The organism is Nonomuraea sp. NPDC048892 (assembly GCF_040649735.1).
Classification (GTDB): domain Bacteria; phylum Actinomycetota; class Actinomycetes; order Streptosporangiales; family Streptosporangiaceae; genus Nonomuraea; species Nonomuraea maheshkhaliensis.
In genome coordinates this window covers 915,635-939,873 of the sequence record NZ_JBEZFZ010000001.1, presented here as the reverse complement: position 1 = coordinate 939,873, position 24,239 = coordinate 915,635, and the positions used below count along the sequence as shown (strand labels likewise).

General features: G+C 70.6%; 23 protein-coding genes. 11 read left to right on the top strand and 12 right to left on the bottom strand.

Annotated features, from left to right (window positions below; translation table 11 throughout):
* Positions 1-27: 27 nt before the first annotated feature.
* From AB0C28_RS04595 to AB0C28_RS04585, 3 genes are all read right to left on the bottom strand, one after another.
* Positions 28-1,869 (bottom strand): hypothetical protein, encoded by a 1,842-nt coding sequence (locus tag AB0C28_RS04595; RefSeq protein WP_358073075.1) that lies wholly within the window; start codon positions 1,867-1,869, stop codon positions 28-30.
* A gap of 81 nt (positions 1,870-1,950) precedes the next feature.
* The gene (locus AB0C28_RS04590) at positions 1,951-2,550 is read right to left on the bottom strand and encodes a TetR/AcrR family transcriptional regulator (protein ID WP_357838526.1); all 600 of its coding nucleotides are present in this window, start codon (positions 2,548-2,550) and stop codon (positions 1,951-1,953) included.
* 33 nt (positions 2,551-2,583) lie between these two features.
* Entirely contained in the window at positions 2,584-3,423 is an 840-nt protein-coding gene (locus tag AB0C28_RS04585) for an oxidoreductase (protein ID WP_358073074.1), read from the bottom strand.
* Between the two features lie 99 nt (positions 3,424-3,522).
* Between AB0C28_RS04585 and AB0C28_RS04580 the strand changes: the two genes are divergently transcribed.
* The 6 genes from AB0C28_RS04580 to AB0C28_RS04555 all read left to right on the top strand — a co-directional run bounded on the left by AB0C28_RS04580 (position 3,523) and on the right by AB0C28_RS04555 (position 8,596).
* Positions 3,523-4,095, top strand: a complete 573-nt coding sequence (locus tag AB0C28_RS04580; RefSeq protein ID WP_357838532.1) for a TetR family transcriptional regulator — start codon at positions 3,523-3,525, stop codon at positions 4,093-4,095.
* Positions 4,096-4,178: 83 nt separating this feature from the next.
* Positions 4,179-5,276 (top strand): aldo/keto reductase, encoded by a 1,098-nt coding sequence (locus tag AB0C28_RS04575; RefSeq protein ID WP_358073073.1) that lies wholly within the window; start codon positions 4,179-4,181, stop codon positions 5,274-5,276.
* 83 nt (positions 5,277-5,359) lie between these two features.
* Positions 5,360-5,743 carry a YbaB/EbfC family nucleoid-associated protein gene (locus AB0C28_RS04570; protein ID WP_357838538.1) on the top strand — a complete coding sequence of 128 codons (384 nt, stop codon included), beginning with the start codon at positions 5,360-5,362 and terminating at the stop codon, positions 5,741-5,743.
* On the top strand, positions 5,740-6,039 hold the full coding sequence (locus tag AB0C28_RS04565) for a hypothetical protein (RefSeq protein ID WP_358073072.1): 300 nt from the start codon (positions 5,740-5,742) through the stop codon (positions 6,037-6,039). Before AB0C28_RS04570 ends, AB0C28_RS04565 begins: the two co-directional genes overlap by 4 nt.
* 84 nt (positions 6,040-6,123) lie before the next feature.
* A complete protein-coding gene (locus AB0C28_RS04560) occupies positions 6,124-7,914 on the top strand; it encodes a hypothetical protein (RefSeq protein WP_358073071.1) in 1,791 nt (596 codons plus the stop codon).
* A 1-nt stretch (position 7,915) separates the two neighbouring features.
* The gene (locus AB0C28_RS04555) at positions 7,916-8,596 is read left to right on the top strand and encodes a hypothetical protein (RefSeq protein ID WP_358073070.1); all 681 of its coding nucleotides are present in this window, start codon (positions 7,916-7,918) and stop codon (positions 8,594-8,596) included.
* A gap of 13 nt (positions 8,597-8,609) precedes the next feature.
* Here the strand turns inward: AB0C28_RS04555 and AB0C28_RS04550 are convergent, their stop codons facing one another.
* Complete coding sequence (locus AB0C28_RS04550) at positions 8,610-9,671, bottom strand: 3-deoxy-7-phosphoheptulonate synthase (RefSeq protein ID WP_357838550.1); 1,062 nt, start codon at positions 9,669-9,671, stop codon at positions 8,610-8,612.
* 325 nt (positions 9,672-9,996) lie between these two features.
* Between AB0C28_RS04550 and AB0C28_RS04545 the strand changes: the two genes are divergently transcribed.
* The 3 genes from AB0C28_RS04545 to AB0C28_RS04535 all read left to right on the top strand — a co-directional run bounded on the left by AB0C28_RS04545 (position 9,997) and on the right by AB0C28_RS04535 (position 12,370).
* Entirely contained in the window at positions 9,997-10,950 is a 954-nt protein-coding gene (locus AB0C28_RS04545; protein ID WP_357838552.1) for a teichoic acid biosynthesis protein C, read from the top strand.
* 58 nt (positions 10,951-11,008) lie between these two features.
* On the top strand, positions 11,009-11,734 hold the full coding sequence (locus AB0C28_RS04540; RefSeq protein WP_357838555.1) for a LuxR C-terminal-related transcriptional regulator: 726 nt from the start codon (positions 11,009-11,011) through the stop codon (positions 11,732-11,734).
* Between the two features lie 93 nt (positions 11,735-11,827).
* A complete protein-coding gene (locus AB0C28_RS04535; protein WP_358073069.1) occupies positions 11,828-12,370 on the top strand; it encodes a hypothetical protein in 543 nt (180 codons plus the stop codon).
* Here the strand turns inward: AB0C28_RS04535 and AB0C28_RS04530 are convergent.
* From AB0C28_RS04530 to AB0C28_RS04500, 7 genes are all read right to left on the bottom strand, one after another.
* Positions 12,330-13,226, bottom strand: coding sequence for a glycerophosphodiester phosphodiesterase family protein (locus AB0C28_RS04530; RefSeq protein ID WP_357838560.1), 897 nt, complete (start codon positions 13,224-13,226; stop codon positions 12,330-12,332). The genes AB0C28_RS04535 and AB0C28_RS04530 overlap by 41 nt on opposite strands.
* Before the next feature lie 274 nt (positions 13,227-13,500).
* Positions 13,501-14,406: a sugar phosphate isomerase/epimerase gene (locus tag AB0C28_RS04525; RefSeq protein ID WP_358073068.1), complete on the bottom strand. Its 906-nt coding sequence runs from the start codon at positions 14,404-14,406 to the stop codon at positions 13,501-13,503.
* 9 nt (positions 14,407-14,415) lie between these two features.
* Positions 14,416-16,527: a PQQ-dependent sugar dehydrogenase gene (locus tag AB0C28_RS04520; protein WP_358073067.1), complete on the bottom strand. Its 2,112-nt coding sequence runs from the start codon at positions 16,525-16,527 to the stop codon at positions 14,416-14,418.
* 232 nt (positions 16,528-16,759) lie between these two features.
* A complete protein-coding gene (locus AB0C28_RS04515) occupies positions 16,760-17,989 on the bottom strand; it encodes a trypsin-like peptidase domain-containing protein (protein WP_357838569.1) in 1,230 nt (409 codons plus the stop codon).
* A gap of 142 nt (positions 17,990-18,131) precedes the next feature.
* Positions 18,132-18,428, bottom strand: coding sequence for a hypothetical protein (locus AB0C28_RS04510; protein ID WP_357838572.1), 297 nt, complete (start codon positions 18,426-18,428; stop codon positions 18,132-18,134).
* 190 nt (positions 18,429-18,618) lie between these two features.
* A complete protein-coding gene (locus AB0C28_RS04505; RefSeq protein WP_358073066.1) occupies positions 18,619-19,284 on the bottom strand; it encodes a response regulator transcription factor in 666 nt (221 codons plus the stop codon).
* Positions 19,281-20,453, bottom strand: coding sequence for a histidine kinase (locus tag AB0C28_RS04500; RefSeq protein ID WP_357838578.1), 1,173 nt, complete (start codon positions 20,451-20,453; stop codon positions 19,281-19,283). The genes AB0C28_RS04505 and AB0C28_RS04500 overlap by 4 nt, the downstream gene beginning before the upstream one ends.
* Before the next feature lie 221 nt (positions 20,454-20,674).
* On the opposite strand from AB0C28_RS04500, the gene AB0C28_RS04495 reads away from it, so the two are divergent.
* Positions 20,675-21,895: a serine hydrolase domain-containing protein gene (locus tag AB0C28_RS04495; RefSeq protein WP_358073065.1), complete on the top strand. Its 1,221-nt coding sequence runs from the start codon at positions 20,675-20,677 to the stop codon at positions 21,893-21,895.
* A gap of 378 nt (positions 21,896-22,273) precedes the next feature.
* Here the strand turns inward: AB0C28_RS04495 and AB0C28_RS04490 are convergent, their stop codons facing one another.
* Positions 22,274-22,930 carry a hypothetical protein gene (locus AB0C28_RS04490; protein ID WP_357838583.1) on the bottom strand — a complete coding sequence of 219 codons (657 nt, stop codon included), beginning with the start codon at positions 22,928-22,930 and terminating at the stop codon, positions 22,274-22,276.
* A 311-nt stretch (positions 22,931-23,241) separates the two neighbouring features.
* Here AB0C28_RS04490 and AB0C28_RS04485 point away from each other — a divergent pair, with 311 nt between their 5' ends.
* Positions 23,242-24,231, top strand: a complete 990-nt coding sequence (locus AB0C28_RS04485) for a peptidase (RefSeq protein ID WP_358073064.1) — start codon at positions 23,242-23,244, stop codon at positions 24,229-24,231.
* The last annotated feature ends 8 nt before the right edge of the window (positions 24,232-24,239 follow it).

The following is a 24,239-nucleotide window of genomic DNA, read 5'->3' as shown; positions in this document are numbered from 1 at the left end:
GCGTATCCCTGCGAAAGTGCGGGACCGCTACTCCTCCGCCGCGTCGCGGTAGCGGTCGGCGAGGGCTGCCGTCTGCTGGGCGGTGTAGGGATCGAAGGTGCGCAGCGCCTCCGCGCCCAGCCCGTCCAGCAGCCGCGCGGCCCGTTCCGGGTCGCCGTCGTGGCGGACGAACGCGCGGTCCGTGAACCGGATCGAGAGCCGGGCGGCGTCGAGCGCGGCGGTCCTGGTGATCGCCGCGACGACCGGGTCCGCCGTCCCCGCCTCGGCCTGGCGGCGCTCGCGTACCTCCTCCAATGCCTGCTTCGCCGAGCCGAGCGCGTCGCTGCCGCCGAGGGCGAACCACGCGCCGACGTCCGCCTGCCGCAGCACCTCGGCGTCACGTTCCTCGGCCGCGCCCAGCGGCGGCGCGACGCGGACGCGCAGCGGCTCACCCGAGACCAGCCACTGGACGGGCTCGCCCGCCGGATCGCGGCCCGGGATGGCGAGGACCGGGGTGATGTCGTACTCGCCGGGTTCGGCGAAGGTGAAGCCGGCCGAGCCGAAGGTGAGGTTGACGTTGTTGCTGAGTGACGCGCCGGGCGGCAGGGTGAGCGTGGCTTCTGCGTCCATGGCGGCCATGCACCGCTGGGCGATCGGGGTGAACGCGGCCGTCTCGTCCTGGGGAGCGCCACGGCGGCGTACCAGGAGCTCCAGCGGGCCCGCCTTCGGGTCCAGCACCCAGCGCTCGACCTGCAGATCCGTCGCGGTCCTGTTCTCCAGGGTGACCTTGAGAAACACGGGCTGCCCGAAGGCGAAGACCGGCCCCGCCTCGGGCGCGGTGAGCGCCAGCCGGTATCCGTCGAACGGGATCTCCGGCGCGTACGGCGAGTGCCCGCCGGCCCCGTCGGCCCAGTACCGCACCGAGTGGAACGGCTCGCCGCCCGGGATCAGCGACGTCAGCGGCCCGTGCCGGAGGAAGGCCAGCTCGTCGGCGTCGAAGGTGAACGCGAAGTTCCGCCAGTAGTGCGCCTCGTGCCCGCCGCCCAGGTAACGCCAGTCGTAGTTCATGAACGAGGTCGAGTCGGCCCGGCCCACGGTGCGCTCGAAGCGGTGGGCGAGGTTGAGCGCGTGACCCAGTTCGTGGACGATCGTCCTGATGATCCGCTGGTCCCTGGACGCCCCCGCGAAGCCGGAGGTGAAGACGGCCGCGCCCTGCCGCTGGAGCAGGCCGTCGGCGTCGAACATGACCCCGGCCAGCCCGGGGATGGCCGCCCGCGACAGCAGGAGCAGGTGCAGCTCCCACGCCCGGCCCCGGAGCGAGGCGTCGCCCGTGATGAGCATGAGGTCGCTCAGCATGGTGTAGAGCAGCGAGTCGTCCCAGGCGCCGGCGATCCCGGCGGGGATCGGGCTCTGCCGTCCGATCTCCTCGACCGCGAAGCCGGCGGCCCGCAGGCATCCGTTGACCGTGCGCTCGACGCCCTCGACGACCACCGGGCTCGGCGCGGGGATGCCCTGCTCCAGCTCGATCTCCAGGCCGAGCGGGCGCAGCGCGTCGTCCCGGTGCTCAACGGGGACGATCACGTCGGTCCGCGCGGGCAGCCCGTTCAGCGGGGCGTCGAGGACGAACGTGGCCGACACCGTGCCATCCGGCGCCGAGTCCAGGGCCAGCGAGCCCGTCGTCTTGTTCGCGGGGCTCGCCTGCCAGACGGCCGGCCACCTCCCGTCGTCGAGCGCCACCTTGGCCCCCGGCGCGGTGCGCGCCGACGCCAGGTAGCGCCGTCCCTCCGTGCGGAACACGTCCGCGCTGATCACGCCCGAGCCGTCCGCGTCCACCCGCAGCGTGACCGAGAGGTCGCCGCTCCGCCCCTCGTATCGTCCGTCCCTGATCATGGGACCCCTCCTCGACCGTCGAATACGCCGGTTTCCCCACGATGAGAGAGAGGGGCGGGACGGGCATGAGTACCCCCGTACTCAGGCTGCGGCCGAGCCTCGGAGATAGGCGATGGCCATGTCGAGCGCGGCCTCCAGGTGCGTGATCTCGCCGGTGGACAGCTGGAGCAGCACCCCGCCCTGGATGCAGGCCAGCACGGCAGCCGCCGCGCGGTCGGGGTCGAGGCCGGCGTCGATCTCGCCGGCGGCCTGCATGTGCCGTACGCCGGCGCCGATCTCCCCCTGCCACCGGTTCATCAGCTCGGAGACCACGGCCTGGGCGGCGGGCGTGGTGTTGCCCAGGTAGGACATGACCGTGTTGAGCGGACAATGGCGGCCCTGCCGACGGTAACGTTCGACGACCTTGTCCCGCCACTCCTGCCACGCCGGCCAGGAGGTGAGGTAGCCCAGCTGGGGCTGCTGGTCCTCCAGCACGCGGGCGGCCTCGAACCGGGCCACGGCCAGCAGCAGCTCCTCCCGCCCGTCGGGGAAGTAGTGGAACAGCTGGCTCTTGCTGGTCGCCGTCCTGCTCAGCACGTCGTCGAGGGTCGTGGCGGCCACGCCGAACTCGCGGATGTGGGCGGCCGCGCCTTCGAGGATGCGCTGCCTGGTCGCGGCGCCCTTGCGGGTCAGCGTGGGCATCGTTCCTCCCAAAACTGGACTTAGCGGTGCATACTACTCACCCGGCGGGAAGTCGGCCGAGCGGCTGACCTCGGCCCAGCGCTCGGCCTCGGCGGCGCGGGCCTTGGAGGAGGCTTCCGCCATGTCGACCGCCCCCGCGCCGAGCAGCAGGCGCAGCGGGGGTTCGTCCAGCTCGGCGAGGTCGGTGATGATCCGCGCGGCCCGGACCGGGTCGCCGCGCCAGGTCGCGACGGTGCTTTCGCGGTAGCGGTTCATCTCGCCGACCGTGGCCTCGTAGTCCTCGCCCACTGACAGGGCGGTCATGGATGAACCGCCCCAGTCCGTACGGAATCCGCCGGGTTCGATGATGGTGACCTTGACGCCCAGCGGCTTCAGCTCGGCGTTGAGCACCTCGGAGAAGCCTTCGACGGCGAACTTGGCGCTCTGGTAGGCGGCCAGGCCGGGCGATCCGCCGACGCGTCCGCCGATGGAGGAGAACTGGATGAAGTGCCCGGAGCGCTGCTCGCGCAGGGTCGGCAGGGCGGCCCTGGTCAGGTTGAGCACGCCGTAGAAGTTCGCCTCCATCTGGGCGCGGAACTCCTCGTCCGGCATCTCCTCGATGGAGGCGCTGGTGGCGTAGCCGGCGTTGTTGACGACGACGTCGAGCCGGCCGAACGCGTCGAGCGCCAGCCGCACGGCGGCCTCGGCCGCCGCGGCGTCGGTGACGTCGAGGGCCGTGGTGCGGACGCGGTCGCCGTACCGACGGACGAGGTCGTCGAGTTGCTCGGGGCGGCGGGCGGTGACGACGGCGCGCTGCCCGCCGTCGAGTACGGCCCGCGCGAGCGCCAGCCCGAAGCCGCGCGAGCCACCGGTGATGAGCCAGACCTTGCTCATGAGAGTTCCTGCTTCCCGTTGTAACTAAACAGTCATTTATATGCTGCGTCGGGCAGGACAAGTTGTCAAATAAACGGTTAGTTGCCATATGCTGAGTGCATGCAACCCCGGCCCGCCAAGATCCGCGACGCCGAGGCGACCAGGGCCCGCCTGCTCCAGGCGGCCACGGCGGAGTTCGCCGCCCACGGCATCGCCGGCGCCCGCGTCGATCGCATCGGCGCCGCCGCCAACGCCAACAAGGCGCTGATCTACACCCACTTCGGCAACAAGGAGCAGCTGTTCGACGCGGTCATGGACGCTCATGTGTCCCGCGTGCTCGACCAGGTGCCCTTCACCGCCGACGACCTGCCGGGCTACGCGGGCCGCCTGTTCGACTACCTGCTCGCCAACCCCGACCAGCTCCGCCTGGCCACCTGGCACCGCCTCGAACGCTCGGGCACCGGCCACGAGACCGAGGGGCTGCGCGCGTCGATGCGGCAGAAGACGGAGTCGATCGCGCACGCCCAGGCCGAGGGGCGCGTGCCGGCCGCCTTCACCCCCGAGGACCTACTGGCCTTCACCCTGGCCCTCACCAACGCCTGGATGCCGACCAGCCCCGTCGCCGCCACCGGCCAGGACGTGCGGCAGCACCGCGCCGCGGTCGTGGAGGCCGTCCGCCGTCTCGTCGCCTGACCGGCCATTTCTGGACTTGCTAGTCCATTTTCTGATGTGCAGGCTGAACGCACCACATCGGAAAGAGAGGCACCGTCATGTCCATGGACCGCTACTACCTGCTCGGACGCTCCGGGCTGCGGGTCAGCCCGCTGGCGCTGGGCACGATGAATTTCGGCACCGGCGGCTACCACGCCGCCTACGGCAAGACCGAGGAGGAGGCCCGTCCGATCTTCCGCCGCTACCTCGAAGCCGGCGGCAACCTCATCGACACCGCCGACTTCTACACGGCGGGCGAGAGCGAGACCATCCTCGGCCGGCTCATCGCCGAGGCCGGCGTGCGCGACCGGGTGGTGCTGACCACGAAGTACACCAACAGCGTCGATCCCGGCGATCCGAACGCGGGCGGCAACGGCCGCAAACACCTGATCAGGGCAGTCGAGGAGTCACTGCGCCGCCTGCGCACCGACCACATCGACCTGTTCCTGCTGCACACCTGGGACCGCATCACCCCGGTCGAGGAGGTCGTGCGCACCTTCGACGACCTCGTCAGGGCCGGGAAGATCCGCCACGCGGGCCTGTCGGATGTGCCCAGCTGGTACGCCGCCCGCGCCCAGACCTACGCCGAGGCCCACGCCCTCGAACCCATGGTCAGCCTGCAACTGCCCTACTCCCTCGTCGACAGGGAGATCGAGCGCGAACACGTCCCCATGGGGCAAGCGCTGGGGCTCGGCGTCACCGCGTGGAGCCCGCTCGCCGGCGGATTCCTCACCGGCAAGTACCGGCCCACCGACCGAGGGCTGGCCGGACCTGGCCGGCTCAGCGGCGAGGGGCCGGAGTGGTCCGAGCGGGAGTGGGGGATCCTGGCGGCGGTCGAGAGCGTGGCCGGGAAGCTGGGCGTGCCGATGGCCCAGGTCGCGCTCAACTGGGTCGCCACCCAGCCCGGCATCGCCGCGGCGATCGTCGGCGCGGGCAGCGCGGCGCAGCTCGACACCAACCTGGCCGCGCTCGACTTCGAGCTGCCCGCCGACCTGCGGGCCGAGCTCGACCAGGCGAGCGCGGAGCCGGCTCGTTCTGTCTATCGGATGTTCACCAGCGGCTACCAGAGCCTGCTGGTCAATCCGGGCGCCAAGGTCGGGGACAAGCCGGACGGCTACCTCCCTGCCGTACGCAACTGGGTGGAGCGCTCCACCGCGTCTTAACTTCCGTCGATTCACCTGTGTGAAAACTTTTCACCTTTATGTAATGTGGTGTCAATTTCCTTCAGGAGGCGGACGGTGCAGCGGTGACGGGTGTGTTCCGAGCGACGGTCGAGGAGCTCGCGGGGCGGGTCGATCAGCAGGTCAGGCGCGTGCGGGAGGCGTACGAGGAGATCAACGCGATCGAGTCCACGGCGACCTCCCCCGACGGCCTGATCCAGGTCACCGTGGGCCCGCAGGGCCAGGTTCGCTCCATCGACCTGAACGCGCGCGTCTACCGCAAGCTGTCCGCCAAAGAGCTGGCCGACGCGCTCATGCGGCAGATCGACCGTGCCACGGCCGACGTCACCGAGCGGCGCCGGCGGCTGATGGAGCCGCTCATGCCGGAGGGACTGCCCTACGACCAGGTCTTCGGCGAGAACGTCACGCTCGACGCGTTCCTGCCCTCGCCCGTGGACGCGGGCGCGTGAGCGGCTACCACGTCCAGCCCAGCACGCTGCGCGGCCAGACCCGCCGCTACCAGGAGCAGCGCACCCACGTGGAGCAGGTACGCGACACCCTGCGCGCCGCCTTCGCCCGCGACAGGAACACCCTCGGCACGGACGAGTACGGCGCCGAGCTGGCCAAGAAGCTGCCCGCGATCGAAGTGGCCGTCTTCACGGCGTTGCAGGACCTCATCACCGAGCTGGACGACACCTCCACCGGCCTGCACACCACCGCGAGCGCCTACGAGCTGGCCGAACAACCGCGGCAGCCGGGCTCCTGACGCGACCATGAGTTTCGACGGGATCCTCGTGCCCGACTGGTACGGCGAGCCCAGCACCAGCTCGACGAGCGGCTGCACCGTCCGGTGCTCGGGCAACTGGAGGCCAGGTTCCGGCCCTACATGCACACCTTCGCCCGCGACCCCTTTGGAACCGGCAACGTCGGCATGCTCTCGGAGCGGGGTGTCAGGGACGTGGCCGAGATCGTCAGCAGCCAGCTCAGCCGGCGCGAGCGTACGCACACGGAGATCCAGGAGCTCGGACTCAACACCACGCCCGGTCACTACGACCGGCTGAACGCGCCGCTGGGCCGGTTCGAGCGGGCGTTCGTGGAGGAGCAGCTCAACCGGCCGGTCGACGCCGACACGCCGCTGCCCTGGCGCGAGGGTGGAACGCTGCACGACACGACGAGCAGCCGGTGGGCGCGCAAGATCAGCGACGCCGGCTTCCCTGTGGTGGACGGCGTCTCGGGCACCACGGCGAAGATGCTCACCGCGGTCAAGTTCCTCGACCTGGGCCCGGTGACGACCGATCGGTTCCTGGGCGCGCTCATGAGCTGGATGCTGCCGGGCCAGGACCACTCGCTGTTCGAGATCGCCAGGGGCGCGCAGATCGCGGACGTCGGCGGGCTGCGGCTGGATCCGCGCTCCAGGCCGGGCGCGGTGGACTTCTACCGGAGCCTGCCCGGCCTGGACCTGGCCACGCTGCGGCGGGAGATCCTGCCCGACGGCATGTTCCCGCACGAGTCCCGCTACGCCGCGAACGCCAGGGACGTCGCCGGCTTCTCGGAGACCCAGCACCCGGTGGTGCGCGAGACCGTGGACCGCCTCTGGCCGCAACTGGAGAGCGGCCGGGTCGTCGATCCCGACCTGGCCGCCTGGCTCGACCTCTCGGGCGTCGACCCGGCCGACCCGGCCGCCGTACGAGCGCTGAGCGATCGGCTCTCGCCCGCGCACGTGATGGCGCTGACCGTCTACACCAGGCACAGCCACTACCTGATCAACAACGTGACGCGGACCCAGCTGTGGACCGGCGGGGTGTCGGAGCCGGTGGTCAGGAAGGGCATGGTGAGCAAGGTCCACACCCTCGTGGGCAACTACCTGGACAACCTCGCGGCCGGGGCCAAGGCCCTGCCGCTGCCGCTGGCTCTGCGCCCGCTCCTGCACCTGGGCGAGGGCCACCTGAAGTCGGACTCGCCGCTGCACCCGCTGAGCGACGCCTACGTCGACGCGGTCCGCCGTACGGACGAGGCGAAGGGACGCTTCGAGCAGGCACGGGAAGCGGGCGACAAGCAGGAGGCCAGGCGGGCCGGCGACGACCTCAGGGCGGCCCGCAAGGACGCGAAGGCGGCGTGGAAGGCGCTGGAAGAGCGCCTCGGCGGGGTCACGCCGCGTCTGTGGGACGAGATGCGCTGGCACGCCGACATGGTGCACGACGCGATGGCGCAGCTCCCGGGGGTGGGCTCGCCGGAGCAGCCGGTGCAGGCCTACCGCGGGGACTGGCTGACGCCGGTGCACTCGCCCATCTACGGCTCCAGGCTGCACCCGTACGGGGTGGCCCGCGAGTTCCTCAGCGTCAGCATGCTGCTGGAGGTGGCGATCAGGTTCATGGCCGAGAACCCGGCCGGCGACCGCAAGGTCCTCGTGGCCTATCAGCTCACCGGACAGCAGGCCAAGGACATCTCGATCTTCTCCTCCTTCTCCGAGGACCAGGAGGCCGTCTTCCCGCCGCACTCGCGTACGCACCGGGTCCACGCCCCCGAGCTGACCGCCCGGCTGCGCGTCGAGGCGGACGCGCTGGCGGCGGACATGGTCGCCCGTGGCGTCATCCCGGAGGCGCCGCGCTCGTATGAGATCATCGTGATGGAGGAGGGCTGACGTGAGCGCCCCATGGGCCGAGCTCGACGATCGGGGCCTGCGGCTCTACACCCGCTTGCACCGGATGCTGCTCCGGCTGGCCGGGCAGCTGCCCGACGAGCTGATCAGCCGGGCCCGCGCGCTGCTGGCCGAGGGCGACCTGGCCCGCCTGCCCGACGCGGTGACGATCGCCGCGGCCGAGGGCGGGGTGCCGTTGATGGCCGCGGAGGTCGAGCTGCTGCGCGAGGTCTTCACCGCGCTCGGCCTCGACGGCGAGCCGGCGGCGGCCGGCGAGGTCACGCTGACGACCACCACTCCCGGCACCGGTCACACTTTCTCCCCCGACTCGGCGACGCCCCCGCGCGTGCCCGCCGGGATCGACCTGTCCGGCGGCGTCCCCAACGAGCTGGAGGACGACCTTTTCGACCTCACCGACCAGCTCGTGGTGGACGCGCTGAGCGAACGCCCCGGCGTCGTCGCGGTACGGCGGGCCTGGTGCGACGACTCGCCACAACCGCGCCGGGTCTTCCTGGTGGAGGTGGATCCGGGCGTGCCGGCCTGGGAGGCGGCGCTGGAGGGCCAGACCGAGGCGGAGCAGCTCGGCGAGAACGATCCGCGGGTCGAGGTCTACTGGAGCGGCGACGACCTGCCTCCCTACCACCGGGCCGCGATCGAGGCCGCGGCCCTTCTGTGGCGTCGCTGACGCGTAAAGAGGGTCAGCCGGCGTTCGCGCGGCGGGCGCGTACGGCCTCGGCCAGGACGTCGAGCAGGCGCTCCGTCTCGTCCCAGCCCACGCAGGCGTCGGTGATGCTCTGCCCGTAGGTCAGGGTCTCGCGCGGGCCGGGCTCCTGCCGGCCGGGCACGATGAAGCTCTCCACCATCAGCCCGGCGATCCCGGTGTCGCCGTCGGCGATGCGGGCGGCCACCTCCCTGACGACCTCGGCCTGCCGGACGTGGTTCTTGCCGCTGTTGCCGTGGCTGGCGTCCACGACCAGCCGCTTCGGGCGATCCGCCTTGGCCAGCAGGGTGAGGGCGTCGCGGACCGAGCCGGCGTCGTAGTTGGGGCCGCCGCGACCGCCGCGCAGGATGATGTGGCAGTCGGGGTTGCCGGTGGTGCTGACCACCGCGGCGCGGCCGTCGTCGTCGATGCCGAAGAAGACCTGCGGGTGGGAGGAGGCCTGCACGCCGTCGATCGCCACCTGCACGTCGCCGTCCGTGGCGTTCTTGAACCCGACGGGCATCGACAGGCCCGAGGTCAGCTGCCGGTGCACCTGGCTCTCCGGCGTACGGGCGCCGATCGCGCCCCAGGTGACGGCGTCGGCGATGTACTGCGGGCTGGTGGGCTCAAGGAACTCGCAGCCGACCGGCAGGCCGAGGCTCAGCACGTCGAGCAGCACCGTACGGGCCGTGCGCAGGCCGCGCCGCACGTCGTGGCCGCCGTCGATGTCGGGGTCGTTGATGAGCCCCTTCCAGCCGATCGTGGTACGCGGCTTCTCGAAGTAGACGCGCATGACCACGACCAGGGCGTCGTCCATGTCCCTGGTGGCCTCGGACAGGCGGCGGGCGTAGTCGAGCGCCGCCTCCGGGTCGTGCACCGAGCACGGCCCGATGACGAGCAGCAGCCGGTCGTCAGCGCCGGTCAGCACCTCGCGGGCGGCGCGGCGGCTGGCGGCCACCAGCGCGGCGCGTTCCTCGCCCAGCGGCTGTTCCGTGCGCACCTCTGTCGGCGTCGGCAGCGCCTCGAACGAGGTGATGCGCAGATCGCTGGTTACGGTCATGGGTCGTGTCCCTCGTGCTCGACGGCGGTACGGCCCACGCCCAGATCTCCGGAACCGACCGCCTAAATGACGAAAAGCAGAGACGGGTCGTCTCTGCTTCGTGGCTCCGGATGATCAGTAAGTCAGCGCATGTGACTCTGGGCCCCACCCGGAGCCGGCACATAGCGCCAAAATCGACTGATCAACATGGCCCGAACGGTACCAGGGCGGTGCCGAGATCTCCAAATCAACACCTTCGCCCCGGACCATGGTGTTGATCAAGAACGGACTCCCAGGTTGAAATGGGGTTGATCAAGTAATCACTTCCAGGTGAAGGGGACCGTGAATGACCTCCCACATGCCGGTGACCCGCAGAGATCTGCTCAAACTCGGCGCCGGCGCCGCCGCGACCGCCGCGCTGGCGGCGCGACCCGCCGCCGCCACCGAGGGCCGTTTCGACCTGACCGGCTCGTCGTCGCCGCTGATCTGGAAGAAGGACCTGTACGACCAGACCGTCCTGCAGTCGTTCGCCTTCGACAACGTCCACGGGCACATCTACACGCTGCAGTTGCGGAACGGCACCGGCCAGAACGCCGCGGGCAACCTGTGCCTGACCAAGCTCAGCCTCACCGGCACGGTGCTCGGTCACATGTACCTCATGGGCTTCGGCCACGGCGTGCAGCTCGGGGTCGAGCCGTCGGGGTCGTCGGCGTACCTGTGGACGGAGACCGACGGGGTGACCGAGAACGGCAGCGCCAGGGGCAGCCAGTTGGCCAGGTTCAGGTTCGCGGACGGCCAGACGCTGGACACGTCGTCGCCGGCGCTCACCAAGTACAAGCCGATCGCGAGCGCGGACAACACCACGTGCGCGATCGACCCGTCCAGAAACCGGCTGATCATGCGGTACCGGTCCGAAGGCGCCTTCCGCTTCGCGGTCTACTCGCTGCCGGCGCTCAAGGCGGGCACGGTCAGCGCGTTGTTCGACATCGCCCAGCCGGCGGGCCTTGGCGTCTTCCAGGGGTACGCGGCCTTCGGAAACTTCCTCTACCTGCTGACCGGCGAGGCCTACAGCGACGCCAACCCCGCGCCGGGCAACACGCACATCACCTGCCTGGACCTGCGTACGGGCGGGCAGGTCCAGCGGGAGCTCACCGAGGCGGGCAAGTCGCTCGACTACCGCGAGCCCGAGGGCATGGCGATCCAGATCGCCGCCGGCCTCCCGCGCCTGTGCCTCGGCCTGGCCTCGGGCGTCGAGAAGGCGCGCAAGGCCAGCATCTTCTACAAGAGCGCGATGGTCTGAGCCCGGCCGCGCGGGGTTCCTGCCTGGCAGGATCTGTGGGTGAGAGGAGGAGCTGAGCGTGGAGGAGAGCGTCTCGCTGGCCCGGCTGGCCCGCCGGCTGGAAGAGGTGGTGGGCGACCTGCGCGGCATCCCCGTCGAGGTCGAGCGGGTGGAGGACAACGACCTGGTCCGCCGGCTGATCGCCCAGGCCGCCGACTCGTCCCGCGAGCTGCGGGCCATGCAGCCGCTGGGCGCGACGGAGACGGGCCGCGACGAGCAGCGGAGCAGGCGTCACGTGCTCGACGCGCTGCGGCAGGGCCTGTCGATGCGGACGATCATCCATTCCAGCGTGCTGGACGACCCGCGCAAGGCGGCCAGGATCAGGGAGCTGCACGCCGCCGGCGATCTGCACCGCCTGATCGACGAGCCGATCCAGCAGTTGCTGGTCTTCGACCGCTCGGTGGCGTTCGTCCGGATCACCCCCGTTCCCTATGCTCCCGGCGCGCTGGTGATCCGCCAGCAGAGTCTGATCACCACCCTCATCGACCTGTTCGAGCAGACGTGGATCAGGGCCAGGGAGGTCACGGAGCCGGCGCAGCGGCTGACCCCACGCGAGCGCGAGGTGCTGGCCCTGATCGCGGAGGGCCGCTCCAACAGCGCTGTCGCCCGCACCCTGTCGATCTCGGAGGCGGCCGTCGGCAAGCACGTGGCCAGCGTGTTCGCCAAGCTCGACCTGCCGTCGAGCGAGGACGACAACCGGCGGGTGCTGGCGGTGCTGGCCTATCTGAGAGGCGCGGCCAGGTAGGGCCAGACCTACCCCGTCCTCGTGCCACCCCCAGCGCGAGCGTGGACGGATGACCGCTTAGATGGATCCATGCAACGAATGTCTGGTTTGTTGGTGGGTGCGATTTTTGGCGCGGTCTTCGTGCTCGTCAACGCGCAGAGCCCGTTGAGCGCGCCGGTGTCGCTCGTGCTGCGGGTGGCCGCCTGCCTGGCGGCCGCGGGCGTGATCGCCATGTGGTTCACGACGGCCAGGAAGGAGCGCTCGGCCGTACGGGGAGAGCGGCCGGGCGGGCAGGAAGAGCGGCCGAAGAGCATGTTCGGCCGGGGTTACCTGATCGTGGTCGCCGCCGAGGTCGTCCTGCTCTTCGGCGGGCTGCGGGTGATGGCCGCCATGGGGGCGCCCGCGCAGGCCAACGTGGGCTGGGTGGCGTTCGTGGTCGGCGTGCACTTCATCGCGCTGGCGCCGGTGTGGAAGGACTGGGGCATCGCGGTGCCCGGCGTGGTGCTCACCCTGCTCGGCGGCGCCGGTCTGGTGCTGGCGGCCATGGGATCCGCCCTGGCGTGGGTGCCGTTCATCAGTGGCGTGCTGTCCGGCGTGGTGCTGCTGGGCGGGTCGCTCACCTTCGGCTGGCGGAACGTGCGGTCCGCGGCGCTGTGACCTCGTGGAGGCGGTCTGGCCTGTTGGTCATGATGCCGTCCACCCCGTACGAGACCAGCCGGCGGATGAGGGCCGACCGGTCCGCCGACCAGGTGTAGACCCGCATGCCCCGTTTGTGGGCCTTCCTGACGTAGCCCGCGGTGAGCCCGGCGTGCGGCACGGTCAGCCCGTCGGCGTAGCGGGCCAGCTCGGAGAGCCGATCGGCGGCGGGCTTGCCGAGCAGCGCGATGGGCAGGCCGGGCACCATGCTGTGCAGGACCCGCATCGACTGCCAGCCGAACGCCTGCACGGTCAGCCGTTCGGCGTTCCAGAGCTCGCGGGCGTCCTGCAGCTCGGCGGCCACCCGCCGGTCGATGTCCGGGCGGTGCGGCGGGTGCTTGACCTCCACCAGCAGCCTCGTGGCGGTGCCGCGTACCGACCGCAGGGCCTCCGTCAGCGTCGGCACTCCCTCGCCCCGGTAGCGCGGGGCGAACCAGGAGCCGGCGTCCAGGCGGCGGATCTCCGCGAGGGTGAAGTCCGCGACCCGCCACGGTGCGCGCCCGGGGAAGACCTTCTCCACGTTGGTGGTGCGCTCCAGCGTCTCGTCGTGCATCAGCACGAGCCGGCCGTCCTTGGTCTGCTGGACGTCGAACTCGCACACGTCCGCGCGCTGTGCCCTGGCCAGGGCACAGGCCGCGATGGTGTTCTCCGGCGCGTGCGCGGCACCGCCCCGATGGGCGATGTTGTCGACGCGGCGCGGCAAGGCGAGAGGCGCAGTGAGAGGCACTGCGAGCGGCGCCGTGAGGGGCGAGGCGAGGGCCGGACTGGCGGTGAGGATCAGGGTGGTGGCGGCGGCGACGCCGAGCGAGCGGTACATGGTCCTCCCCAGGCGTGCTCCCGCATGTCGAGTTATGCGGAAATGTGCCCAGAAAGGGGTCAAAGACCGCTTTCAGCGGAGGTCAGCACGAAAATTTGGGACAGAGGAGACGAGCCACCGGTCGGCCCCGCCGGCGGCGGGACCGCGACGCACCGAGCCCCGCCCGTGGCGCCAGCCAGGAATGCGGGCCAGGAATGCGGGCCAGGAATCGGGCTCGCCGCACACGCCGAGCCCGGCCCGCGGTGCGGACCGGGCTCGGGTCGATCAGATCGGGTCAGAACCGCAGTTTGCGCAGGTAGCGGTAACCGATCTCCGCCGTACGCCGTGGCGTCACGTCCGGACTGTCGTTCTCCACGATGTACTCCCGCACCTGGTGGGCGTCGAACACCCGGCGGAAGTCGATCGTCCCGGTGCCGAGGTCGGCGTGGTCGCCGTCGAGGTGCCGGTCCTTGACGTGGTACTGCAGCACGCGCTGCGGCGCCCTGCGGATCACGTCGATGGCGAACTTGATCGGGTCCCTGGCGCCGCGCCCGACGCCGCCGGTGACCGCCCAGTAGATGTCGATCTCCAGGTGGACCAGGCGCGGATCGAGCTCACGGGTGAGCACGTCCCACGGCGTCACGCCGCCGCCGAGGTCGGTGGTGAACTCGTGGGCGTGGTTGTGGTAGCCGTACCGGAGCCCGGCCGAGCGGGCGGCCCGCGCCTCGACGTTCATCCGCTCGGCCCAGCCCTTCCACTCGTCCAGGCTGTTGGACTGCAGGAATGGCACGACCATGTACGACTGACCGAGGGTCAGCGCGTTCTGGATCTTCGTGTCCAGGGCGGCGTCGTCGGGGCTGATGCCGTCGTGGCTGGAGGTGGCGCTGATCCCGAGCCCGTCGAAGAACGTACGCAGCTGCTGCGCCGTCCGCCCGAAGTAGCCGAGCGCGACCTCGACCTTCGGGTAGCCGATCTCGGCCAGGTAGGCCAGCGTGGTGTCGTAGTTCTGGGCGAGGTCGGCACGCACCGTGTAGAGCTGCATGCTGATCTGGCCCGGCGGAACGCGTCGCTTGGGGTGATGGTGGTGGTGCGGTGGCGTGGCCGCGGCGGCGGCGGGGGACGCGGCGGCCAGCGCGGCCGCCCCGAGCCCGAGGCCCGCGGCGAGCAGGGAGCGTCTGCTCGGCTCGTAGCCGTAACACATGGTGATCTCCTAACTCGTGGGCTGGAGCACGACCTCGGTGCTGCCGGTCAGCCCCGGCAGGTCGCCGGTGCCGGGGTCGGTGTAGGTGGCGACGAAGACGCCGGTCAGCTCGTCGTTCTCGGGGTCGTGGCCGCTCGGCACGGTGGTCTGGATCGAGCCCGTGCAGCCGCGCGCCGTGGTCTGCGGATGGCCGTGGTCGTCGTGACCGAGGATGTAGTTCACGGCCACGTTCGCGCAGTTCACCGGCTGGTCGTCGGTGACGCGTACCTCGAACTCGATCAGGTCGCCGAAGCGGAACGGCTGCCCCGCGACGGGACTGACCAGCTCGACGACCGGGACGGCGTTGCCGATGACGATCCGCACCGACGTGGAGGCGGACATGCCCGCGTCGTCGGTGACCTTGAGGGTGGCCTGGTAGAGGCCGTTCTCGCGGTAGGTGAACGACGCCGAAGAGCTGCGTGAGTCGACCCTGCCGTCGGCGTCGAAGTCCCACGCGTAACGGAGCCGGTCGCCGTCGGGATCGCTGGTACCGGTGCTGGTGAAGGCGACGGTCAGCGGGGCGAGCCCGCCCGTCACCGACGCCTGCGCCGCCGGGATCGGCGTGCGGTTGCCGGTGTGGCCGGTGAAGTCGATCCTGGCCAGCTGGGCGTCCGGGTTCTCGCTGAAGAAGCCGTCCCCGTACTCCAGCACGTAGAGCGCGCCGTCGGGGCCGAACTCCATGTCCATCGGGTTGTCGAAGACGATCGAGGGCAGCACGCTCTCGATCCGCTGTCCACGGTCGAACATCGCCTTGACGTAGTCGCGGGTCCACTCGTAGAACAGCGGGACGCCGTCGTAGTACTTCGGCCAGGCCACGGCGCGGGGTCCGCGGGTGTCGGCCGGGTCGAAGTCGTAAGCGGGCCCGCCCATCGGGCCGATCCCGCCGGTGCCCAGCGCGGGGAACTCCGCCGACGCCCCGTACGAGTACCAGACGTCCGGCTGCGTCACCGGCGGCAGCCGGCGCAGCCCGGTGTTGTGCGGCGACTCGTTCACCGGTGCCGCGCAGTCGAAGGTGGCCCCCGACGCGCCGGTGCCGAAGTCGTAGTCCACGTACGGCAGCCGCGCCGTCGCGCAGTACGGCCAGCCGTAGTTGCCCGCCCTGCGGATCGTGGTCCACTTGCCGGTGCCCGACGGGCCGCGCTGCGGGTTGGCCTGCTGCTGGTCGGGCGAGTAGTCGCCGACGTACAGCTCGCCGGTGCGGCGGTTGAGCTCGATGCGGAACGGGTTGCGCAGGCCCATCGCGTAGATCTCCGGCCTGGTGTTCTTCGTGCCCGGCCGGAAGAGGTTGCCGTGCGGGATCGAGTAGGAGCCGTTGTCACGGGGCTTGATGCGCAGGATCTTGCCGCGCAGGTCGTTGGTGTTGCCCGAGCTGCGCTGGGCGTCGAACGCCGGGTTGCGGTCGGCCCGCTCGTCGATCGGGGTGAAGCCGTCGGAGAAGAACGGGTTCGTGTCGTCTCCGGTGGACAGGTACAGGTTGCCCGCGGCGTCGAAGACGATGTCACCGCCGACGTGGCAGCAGATTCCGCGATCCACCGGCACGTCGAGGATGCGCTGCTCGGTGCGCAGGTCGATGGTGCTGCCGCTCCAGCGGTACCGCGAGAGCCGGATCAGGCCCTTGAACGGCGCGAAGTCCTCCGGAGTCCCGGTGAACGGGGCGTCGCCCTCGTTGACGTCCGGGGTGGCCGGGTCGTCGACGGGGGTGTCGAGCGGTGGCGAGTAGTAGAGGTAGATCCAGTCGTCCTTCTTGGAGCCCTTGCCGAAGCCCGGGCTGAGCGCGATGCTCTGCAGGCCCTCCTCGTCGTGCTGGTAGACGTCGAGCCTGGCGGCGAGCGTGTTGAGCCCCGTCTTGGGGTCGTGTAACCAGACCTCGCCGGGCCTGGTCGTGTGCAACACCCTCGAATCGGGTAACACCGCCAGGTCCATGGGCTCACCGGGGTTGTCGTTGAGCGTCACCTTCTGGAACTGACTGTCGGGCGGCGGGGCCGCGGCGCCCGAGGGCGCGCCAGCGTCGGCGGCCAGTGCGGCCTGCGGCATGAGGATCGCCGCAGCAGTCAACGCCGCGATCGTGCTTCTCACTCGCATGCCTCTCTCCTTCGGTTTACTCGGGGGGATAAGAGAGGGCAAAGTAACGTGAATGTAACCCGAGTTTCGCCGATCGACGAGGGCCTAATCGCCACGGATCGGGCATCTTTCGCGGATCATCGCCCTAAGTGCCGACGCGAACGCGGATCGCCCCCTGCCCGCGGGCGGCGGACAGAGGGCGATCGAGGAGCGAGGGCGGCGGGCGGGCGGCGGTCGTGGAGCGTGATCCGGGTTAGTTCTTCTTCTCCTGCATGGTGACGGTCACCGTGCTCTCCTTGCCGTTCCGCAGGTAGGTGATCTCGACCTGCTGGCCGACCTTGTAGCCGCGTACCTGGCCGACGACCGTGTCGCCGCCCTGGACCGGCGTCGCGCCGATCTTGGTGATCAGGTCGCCCTCCTTGAGCCCGGCCTTCTCGGCCGGGCTGCCCGCCGTGATCTGGCGGACGAGCGCGCCGGACACGTCGCCGGCGGCGTCGGTGACGCTGACGCCGAGGTACACGTGGCTCACCGTCCCCTTGCTGATGAGTTGCTCGGAGACGTGCTTGGCGGTGTTGACCGGGATGGCGAAGCCCAGGTTGACGCCGTCGGCGGCCACCGCGCTGTTGATGCCGACGAGTTCACCCGCGGCGTTGACCAGGGCGCCGCCTGAGTTGCCCGGGTTGATCGCCGCGTCGGTCTGGATCATGCCACCGAGCGTGGTCGTCTCCTCCTGGCCCTGCTGCCGGCCGCCCCAGCCCGGCGGGAGCTGCTGCTCGTTCGGGGCGTTGCCCGAGGTCACGGTGCGGTCGAGCGCGCTGACGATGCCCGACGTCACCGTCCCGTCCAGACCCAGAGGGCTGCCGATGGCCAGCACGTCGTCACCCACCTTGAGCTGGTCGCTGTCGCCGAGCGCCACCTTGGCCAGCCCCGAGACGCCCTCGGCCTTGATCACGGCCAGGTCGGTGGCCGGGTCGGTGCCGAGCACGGTGGCCTTGGCCGTCTTCCCGTCGTTGAACTTCACGGTCAGGCCGGAGTTCTGCCCGGACACGACGTGGTTGTTGGTCAGGATCTGGCCGTCCTCCGACAGCACCACGCCCGAGCCCTCGCTCGACTGCCCCTGGATCATCACCACGGACGGCTGCACCTTCGCCGCCACCTGCGCGACCGTGTACTGGTCGGAGGCGGTGTGGAACACCGGGCTCGGGTTGGCCGGCGTGGCGGTCACCACCGCCGGTGCGCCTCCTCCCGCGAGAGACGCGCCCACCGCGCCGCCGCCCAGCGCCGCCGCCGACATCGCGGCGACGGCGGCCAGGGCGAGGCCGGCGATCGCCTTGCGGGTCAGCACGAAACCGGTCCTCGGTGGCGCCGGCGGCATCGGCGGAGGCGGAGGCAACGGGCTCGTCGGCCGGGTGAACCCTCCGGCGGTGGGCGGCCTGTCGCCGAACTGGCTCCAACCGCCGGTGCGCGGCTCGTTCGCGTCCATGTCATCTCCTAGTGTCCCGAGGACACCAGGTTGCTCAACACGAAGTAAATCCTCGCTAAGCGGACGATCTCCCGGCCGCTGCGGCCCTGACACCTGCCTTATCGCCCCTGGCAGCGGCGATGCGTCACCCCCGGAAAAAAATCTAGGGCGCGGTGTCGCAGTACGGCCCAGGCGGCACCCCCGGCGCGGTGAACGACAGGCACATCACGTCGCCGGGGACCAGCGGCGGGTAGGGCTCGTACCAGCCCTGGACGTAGTCCTCCCCCGTGAAGTGCGTGAGGTTGCCGGTGACCGGCGTGCCGTTGACCGTGGCGTCCACCGCGAGCGTGACAGGCCGCGGTCTGATCGTGAAGGCGAAGCGGCCGTCGTCGAGGCCGGCGCACACCTGGGTCTCGGGCAGGCACACGGGCACGTCCGCGCGGGCGGGCGGGGCCGCCATGAGGAGGGCGAGCGGGACGGACAGTCCCAGGAGGAGGCGGGTGATCGGTTCGGCGTGGATGGCGCGCTCCCGTCGGTCGCGTGATCGTTCGCGGGTCTCGCGAAGCGATCTGACCCTAACCCGATCACCAGGTCAGGTCCACAGGTGAAGATCCCGGTCCGGCTCGCCGGGCACCGCCGGCCCTGAGGGCTCAGGCGGGCTCGCCGGGGACCGCCAGCCCCGTCTCGTACGCGACGATCACCGCCTGGACCCGGTCGCGCAGCCCGAGCTTGGTCAGCACGTTGCTGACGTGCGTCTTGACCGTGTGCTCGCTGACCACCATCTCCCGCGCGATCTCCGCGTTCGAGAGCCCGCGCGCGATCATCCGCAGCGTCTCCCGCTCGCGCCCGGTCAGCACGGCCAGCCGCTCCGAGGGCGGCACGGCGGGCCTGGGCGCTCTTGAGGTGAAGTCGGCGATCAGCCGCGTGGTGACCGAGGGGGCGAGCAGCGACTCTCCGGCCGCGACCACCCGTACGGCGTGCACGAGGTCGTCCCTGCGCACGTCCTTGAGCAGGAACCCGGCGGCGCCCGCCCGCAGCGCGTCGTAGACGTAGTCGTCCAGGTCGAACGTGGTCAGCATGAGCACCCGGCAGCCGCCGTCCGCGCACACGATCCTGGCCGCCTCGATGCCGTCCATGACGGGCATACGAATGTCGAGCAGGAGCAGGTCGGGGCGGTGCTCGCGGACGGCGGCGACGGCCTGCGCCCCGTCCCCCGCCTCGGCGACGACCTCGATGTCCGGCTGGGCGTCCAGGATCATGCTGAATCCGGCGCGTACCAGCTCCTGGTCGTCGGCCACCACCACGCGGAGCGTCATGACGCCGCCAGCGGGAGCAGGACGCGCACCCGGAAGCCGGGCCCGTCCTCGCGCGGGCCGGCCACGGCGCTGCCGCCGCAGGCCGCGGCGCGCTCGCGGATGCCGATCAGGCCGTTGCCTCCTGAGGGCAACTCCTGGTCCCGGCCGCTCGCGGCGGGACCTCCGTCGTCGGTGATGTCGATCATGAGTGCGTGGTCCTGCCAGGCGAGGGCGATGCGGGCGCGGGCGGCGCCCGCGTGCTTGACGATGTTGGTGAGGGCTTCCTGGGCGATCCGGTATGCGGCCACCTCCGCGTCGGGCGACAGCGCCCCCGGCTCACCGGACGTGGAGCAGGTGACGTGCACCCCGGCGGCCCTGACCTGCTCGGCCAGGGCGGGCAGCGCGGCGATGGTCGGCTGGGGCCCGCGTGGCCCCTGCTCCTCCTTGAGCACGTTCAGCATGCGGCGCAACTGGTCCATGGCGTCGCGCCCGGCGGCGGCGATGGCGTCGAAGGCGGCCACGGCCCGGTCGGGGGCGGCGGCCACCGCGACCGGCCCGGCCTCGGCCTGGACCACCATGACGCTGACCGCGTGGGCGAGGATGTCGTGCATGTCGCGGGCGATCCTGGCCCGCTCCCGCTCGGCGGCCCGCTCCGCCTCGGCCTCGCGCTCACGGGCGAGCTGAGCGGCGCGCTCCTCCAGCGCGGCGGTGTGCGCGCGGGAGGCGGCCGCGGCCCGGCCGATGGCGTACGCGGCGACGAAGAGCACGATCCCGCGCAGCGCGGTCTCGGACGAGCCGACGACGAGCAGGCCGCCGGAGATCGTGACGACGAACATGAGCCGGCGGATCCACCGGGTGCTGTGGGCCGCCACGGTGTAGAAGGCCACCAGGCTGCCGTACCAGACGGGCTGGCGCACCACCTCGTCCACGAAGTCGTAGCAGCCGGTCGGGACGAGCACGCCCAGCAGCACGGCCACGGGCGCACGGCGGCGCCAGATCAGCGGGATCGACGCGGCGATCACCACGGTGTAGCCCCACCAGTGCCACGGCCGGCCCCACGGGTTGTCCGCGCTGACGAACGGCCACAGCTGCGCGGCCAGCACGAGCGCCGCGAGCGCGCCGTCAACCAGCATGGGGGGCAGCGTGGCCACCCAGCCGCGGAGCCGGATGACATACCGCGGTTCGGTCATAACGCCCCATTTTGCCCGTCCGGCCGGGAAGACGGATCCAGCACTCATGGTGCGACATCCTCCTCGCGGGCCGGAGGAAGGGCATCGCCGGTGAGAGGGATCTGGCGGCTCCCTCTCAGAGGCGAGGACGAATGGGTCGTACCGGCGATCCGCGGAGGGGGGTGCGCCCAGCAGGCTTGCCACATCCCACAGGACCATCCCGCGACAACCCGGAGTTCACCATGATCAAGACCGCTGCCGCCGGCCTCGCCCTCGTCACCCTGCTCGTCGGAGCACCCGCCCAGGCCGCCACGCCCACACCCGCACCCGTACCCACACCCACGCCGTGCCCGGCGCCGGCCGCCGTCCGCACCGACCCTCCGGTGAAGGTGCCGCCGATCAACGACGCGGCGCTGCGCGAGTCGATCGCCGGGCTGCCCGCGGCCGACGCCACGGCGGCGATCGTCCGGGTGAGCGGCACCAAGGGCTCGTGGCGGGCCGTGCGCGGGGTGGCCGACCTGACGACGAAGCGGAAGGCCACGGCCGGCGCGCGCTTCCGGGCGGGCAGCGTGACCAAGATGTTCACCGCCGCGGTCGTGCTGCAGCTCGTGGCCGAGCGCAAGCTGTCACTCGACGACGCGGTGCAGGACCGGCTGCCCGGACTGCTGCCCGCCTCGTACCCGAAGGTGCGCGTCGGCCAGTTGCTCGACCACACCAGCGGCCTGCCCGCGCCGACCGTGCCCGGTACGTTCGAGTACGCCTACCGGACCAGGTTCAAGAAGTGGACCCCCGAGGAGTACGTGGCCCTGGCCGTGCGCAACCCGATCGAGTTCACCCCCGGCACCGCGCAGCACTATCTCAACACCAACACGTTCGTGGCGGGGCTGCTGATCGAGCAGGTCACGGGCAGGTCGTACGAGCGCGAGGTCACCACCCGGATCCTGCGCCCGGTGGGCATGAAGAACAGTTACCTGCCCGGCGCCTCGGTCCGCATCCGCGGCCCGCACCACGAGGGCTACCAGTCCGTGCCCGCGGGCTTCGACGACGCCGTCCCGTACGGCGACGGGCACGTGGTGAACATGACCGAGACCAGCGTCACCTCGACCTGGGCCTCGGGCGACCTGATCTCGACGGCCGCCGACCTGGAGAAGTTCGTCAAGGCGCTGTTCTCCGGCAAGGTGGTGCCGCCCGCCCAGCTGGAGCCGATGTTCACGGTGCCGGACGTGACGATGTTCGGCGCGTGCGACAAGCCGGCCGTGTACACCTCCGGCATGACGAGGCTGGTGCTGCCCGGCGGGCTCGTCGCGTACGGCAAGAGCGGAGCCCGTTACGGCTACTCCGCCGGCGTCGGTGCGACGCGCGACCTGGCCAGGACGCTCGTCTACTCGGTCAACTCCACCGACGCCAAGGCTTCGGGCCAGAACCAGCGGGCTATGGGCATCTCGGTGGCGGCGTTCTCCTGATGAGAATCCCGGCCGCGCTCTCCTGATCGAGACAGCGCAAGCGCCCGGCGAGACAGCGGAAGCGGCCGAGACGCCAGAGGTGAGGGCGGGGCCCCTCACCTCTTCCGGCGGATCCGCTCAGCGGCGGCGACGGCGCCTGCGCCGTGCGCGGCTGTAGCTTTCGTCGTCGCCGCCCCAAGGCGGCTCGTGGTACCGGAGCATGGGAAGTCGGAACGATGTGAGACCCAGATATCGCTGGATGGCCATGGTGTTCCCCCTCATGAAGCCCTTGAGGTTCGGCGCACCGGACGGCTGCGCGTCCGGCCACTACCGGACTGAGTCACGCTCTACCCGGAAACGCACCCGGCTATCCCGCTGACCTGCGTCTCAGCCCCTCCCCTACTTGACCGACAGCTTGCGCCGCTTGAACATCGGGTGCTTGGTCTCCCAGTAGCGCCAGCCCTCGACGCGGGACGGCACGCTGGCGATGCCGGCGGCGACCTTGTTACGCTCGCAGGTGCCGAGCACCGACCAGGCGGACCAGCCGACGCGGTAACCGAATACCCGGTACCACATGTTGCCGTACATGCCGTCGCTGATTTCCTTCGTGAATTCATGGCCGGAGAAGACCATGTGCCGCTCTTCCAGGTGCGGCAGCCCGAGCCGGCGCAAATGGTCGACGACGGTTTTGGTGTCGATGGTCTTGGAGAAGTCCTTCGCCTTCTCGTTCTCCGTTTCGAGGAATGCGGTGATTTCGGCCTCGCGCGTGACCGACACCGTCATGGAGCCGCCGGGGCCGTCGATGTAGCGGGTGCGGGGCAGGTAGAAGTTCCGCGGCGACATCTGGTGGATCCGGAAGAAGGTGCGTGGCCTGCAGTTTCTTCCGCCGTCGTCATCGTCATCGTGGTGATCGACGAATCCCCTGTCACTGGTGCGGTGGTGGTGGTCGTCGTCCTTGGAGTCGGCGTTCGCCGCCGGTGCCATGGTGACCGCCAGTGTCGCCGCGAGAAGACCGCGCAGTGCGGGCTTCGCCATTTCTCTCAGTGGGGTGAACATTACCGTTCCTTTCCGCATGCGACCTATAGTCGCCAGACCGGTACGATGCTTACAGTTGCCGCGAGCGAGATGACAACGCCACGCCGAAGTCGAATTTCCCGTATCCGGAAAAGAGCGATGAAAAAGCGTCATCAATCGACGCCTATTCGGTAAAGAAAGCACATACCCCGGGCAGCGATCCAGAAGTTACCCTCCGTGCGCGGGCGCTTTCGTACAGGTATGACGCCATATCTAAATGTGCATGCGTTGAGGCGGATGGATGACCCCGTACGTACCTCCCTACGGCAGATTCCGCGTTTCAGGAGGTACGTATGCACCGCAGAGTCGCCCTGCTCTCCACTTTCGTGCTCGCCCTGGCAGGTTCCCTCATCCCCGCGGGCGCCGCCCAGGCCGATCCCAGCAGGCCCGTCACCTGGTCCGCCACGGATTCCTGGTCGGAGCGCAGGTCCGTCTCGCAGTACTGGACCCCGCGTCGCATGGTCGCCGCGCAACCACTGGAGGCGCCCGCGCCCCGGCGTGGCGTCCGGTCGCGCACACCGTCCCAGGGCAGACCGTGGGCGACCCGCGGCACCTCGGGCAGCAGCAACGGCAGGCTGCAGGCCGCGGTGGCCAACAGCCCCGGCCTGCAGTGGACCGACGGCGGCGCCGTCGTGCGCACCACCGGCCGGGTCTTCTTCACCACCGCCGACGGCCGCAACTCATCCTGCTCCGGCTCGGCCGTGACCAGCGCGAACGAGAGCGTCGTGATCACGGCGGGACATTGTGTGAAGCTGAACGGCGCGGCGCACCGCAACTGGGCGTTCGTCCCGGCCTTCGACGACGGCCAGCGCCCGTTCGGCACCTGGGTGGCCAGCGAGATGTTCACCACACCGCAGTGGAACGCGCGCGAGGACATCAACTTCGACGTGGCCGCGGTGGTGGTCGCGCCGCTGAACGGCCGCACGCTGACCGACGTCGTGGGCGGGCAGGGGGTGGCGTTCAACCAGCCGAGGCAGCGGCAGAACTTCGCGTTCGGCTATCCGGCGGCCGATCCGTTCGACGGCTCCGAGCTGATCTACTGCAGCGGGCGCGCGTTCAACGACACCGTCTCGACCAACGACCAGGGGCTGCGCTGCAACATGACCGGCGGGTCCAGCGGCGGGCCGTGGTTCCAGGGGTTCGACCCGGCGACCGGGCTCGGCTGGCTGAACTCGCTCAACAGCTTCACCTACAACTTCGCCCCGAACTTCATGTTCGGCCCGTTCTTCGGGAACGAGGCGATGGCCGTCTACCAGACGGCCCAGAACTCGCAGGCCACCTGAGCGGCACG

Coding starts and splice junctions, on each gene's coding strand:
- AB0C28_RS04505 (WP_358073066.1), bottom strand. CDS start 19,284: ATGACGCTCCGCGTGGTGGTGGCCGACGACCAGGAGCTGGTACGCGCC.
- AB0C28_RS04515 (WP_357838569.1), bottom strand. CDS start 17,989: ATGGACGCGAACGAGCCGCGCACCGGCGGTTGGAGCCAGTTCGGCGAC.
- AB0C28_RS04485 (WP_358073064.1), top strand. CDS start 23,242: ATGCACCGCAGAGTCGCCCTGCTCTCCACTTTCGTGCTCGCCCTGGCA.
- AB0C28_RS04490 (WP_357838583.1), bottom strand. CDS start 22,930: ATGTTCACCCCACTGAGAGAAATGGCGAAGCCCGCACTGCGCGGTCTT.
- AB0C28_RS04510 (WP_357838572.1), bottom strand. CDS start 18,428: ATGGCGGCCCCGCCCGCCCGCGCGGACGTGCCCGTGTGCCTGCCCGAG.
- AB0C28_RS04590 (WP_357838526.1), bottom strand. CDS start 2,550: ATGCCCACGCTGACCCGCAAGGGCGCCGCGACCAGGCAGCGCATCCTC.
- AB0C28_RS04525 (WP_358073068.1), bottom strand. CDS start 14,406: ATGTGTTACGGCTACGAGCCGAGCAGACGCTCCCTGCTCGCCGCGGGC.
- AB0C28_RS04530 (WP_357838560.1), bottom strand. CDS start 13,226: ATGTACCGCTCGCTCGGCGTCGCCGCCGCCACCACCCTGATCCTCACC.
- AB0C28_RS04545 (WP_357838552.1), top strand. CDS start 9,997: ATGACCTCCCACATGCCGGTGACCCGCAGAGATCTGCTCAAACTCGGC.
- AB0C28_RS04575 (WP_358073073.1), top strand. CDS start 4,179: ATGGACCGCTACTACCTGCTCGGACGCTCCGGGCTGCGGGTCAGCCCG.
- AB0C28_RS04500 (WP_357838578.1), bottom strand. CDS start 20,453: ATGACCGAACCGCGGTATGTCATCCGGCTCCGCGGCTGGGTGGCCACG.
- AB0C28_RS04580 (WP_357838532.1), top strand. CDS start 3,523: ATGCAACCCCGGCCCGCCAAGATCCGCGACGCCGAGGCGACCAGGGCC.
- AB0C28_RS04495 (WP_358073065.1), top strand. CDS start 20,675: ATGATCAAGACCGCTGCCGCCGGCCTCGCCCTCGTCACCCTGCTCGTC.
- AB0C28_RS04550 (WP_357838550.1), bottom strand. CDS start 9,671: ATGACCGTAACCAGCGATCTGCGCATCACCTCGTTCGAGGCGCTGCCG.
- AB0C28_RS04595 (WP_358073075.1), bottom strand. CDS start 1,869: ATGATCAGGGACGGACGATACGAGGGGCGGAGCGGCGACCTCTCGGTC.
- AB0C28_RS04585 (WP_358073074.1), bottom strand. CDS start 3,423: ATGAGCAAGGTCTGGCTCATCACCGGTGGCTCGCGCGGCTTCGGGCTG.
- AB0C28_RS04520 (WP_358073067.1), bottom strand. CDS start 16,527: ATGCGAGTGAGAAGCACGATCGCGGCGTTGACTGCTGCGGCGATCCTC.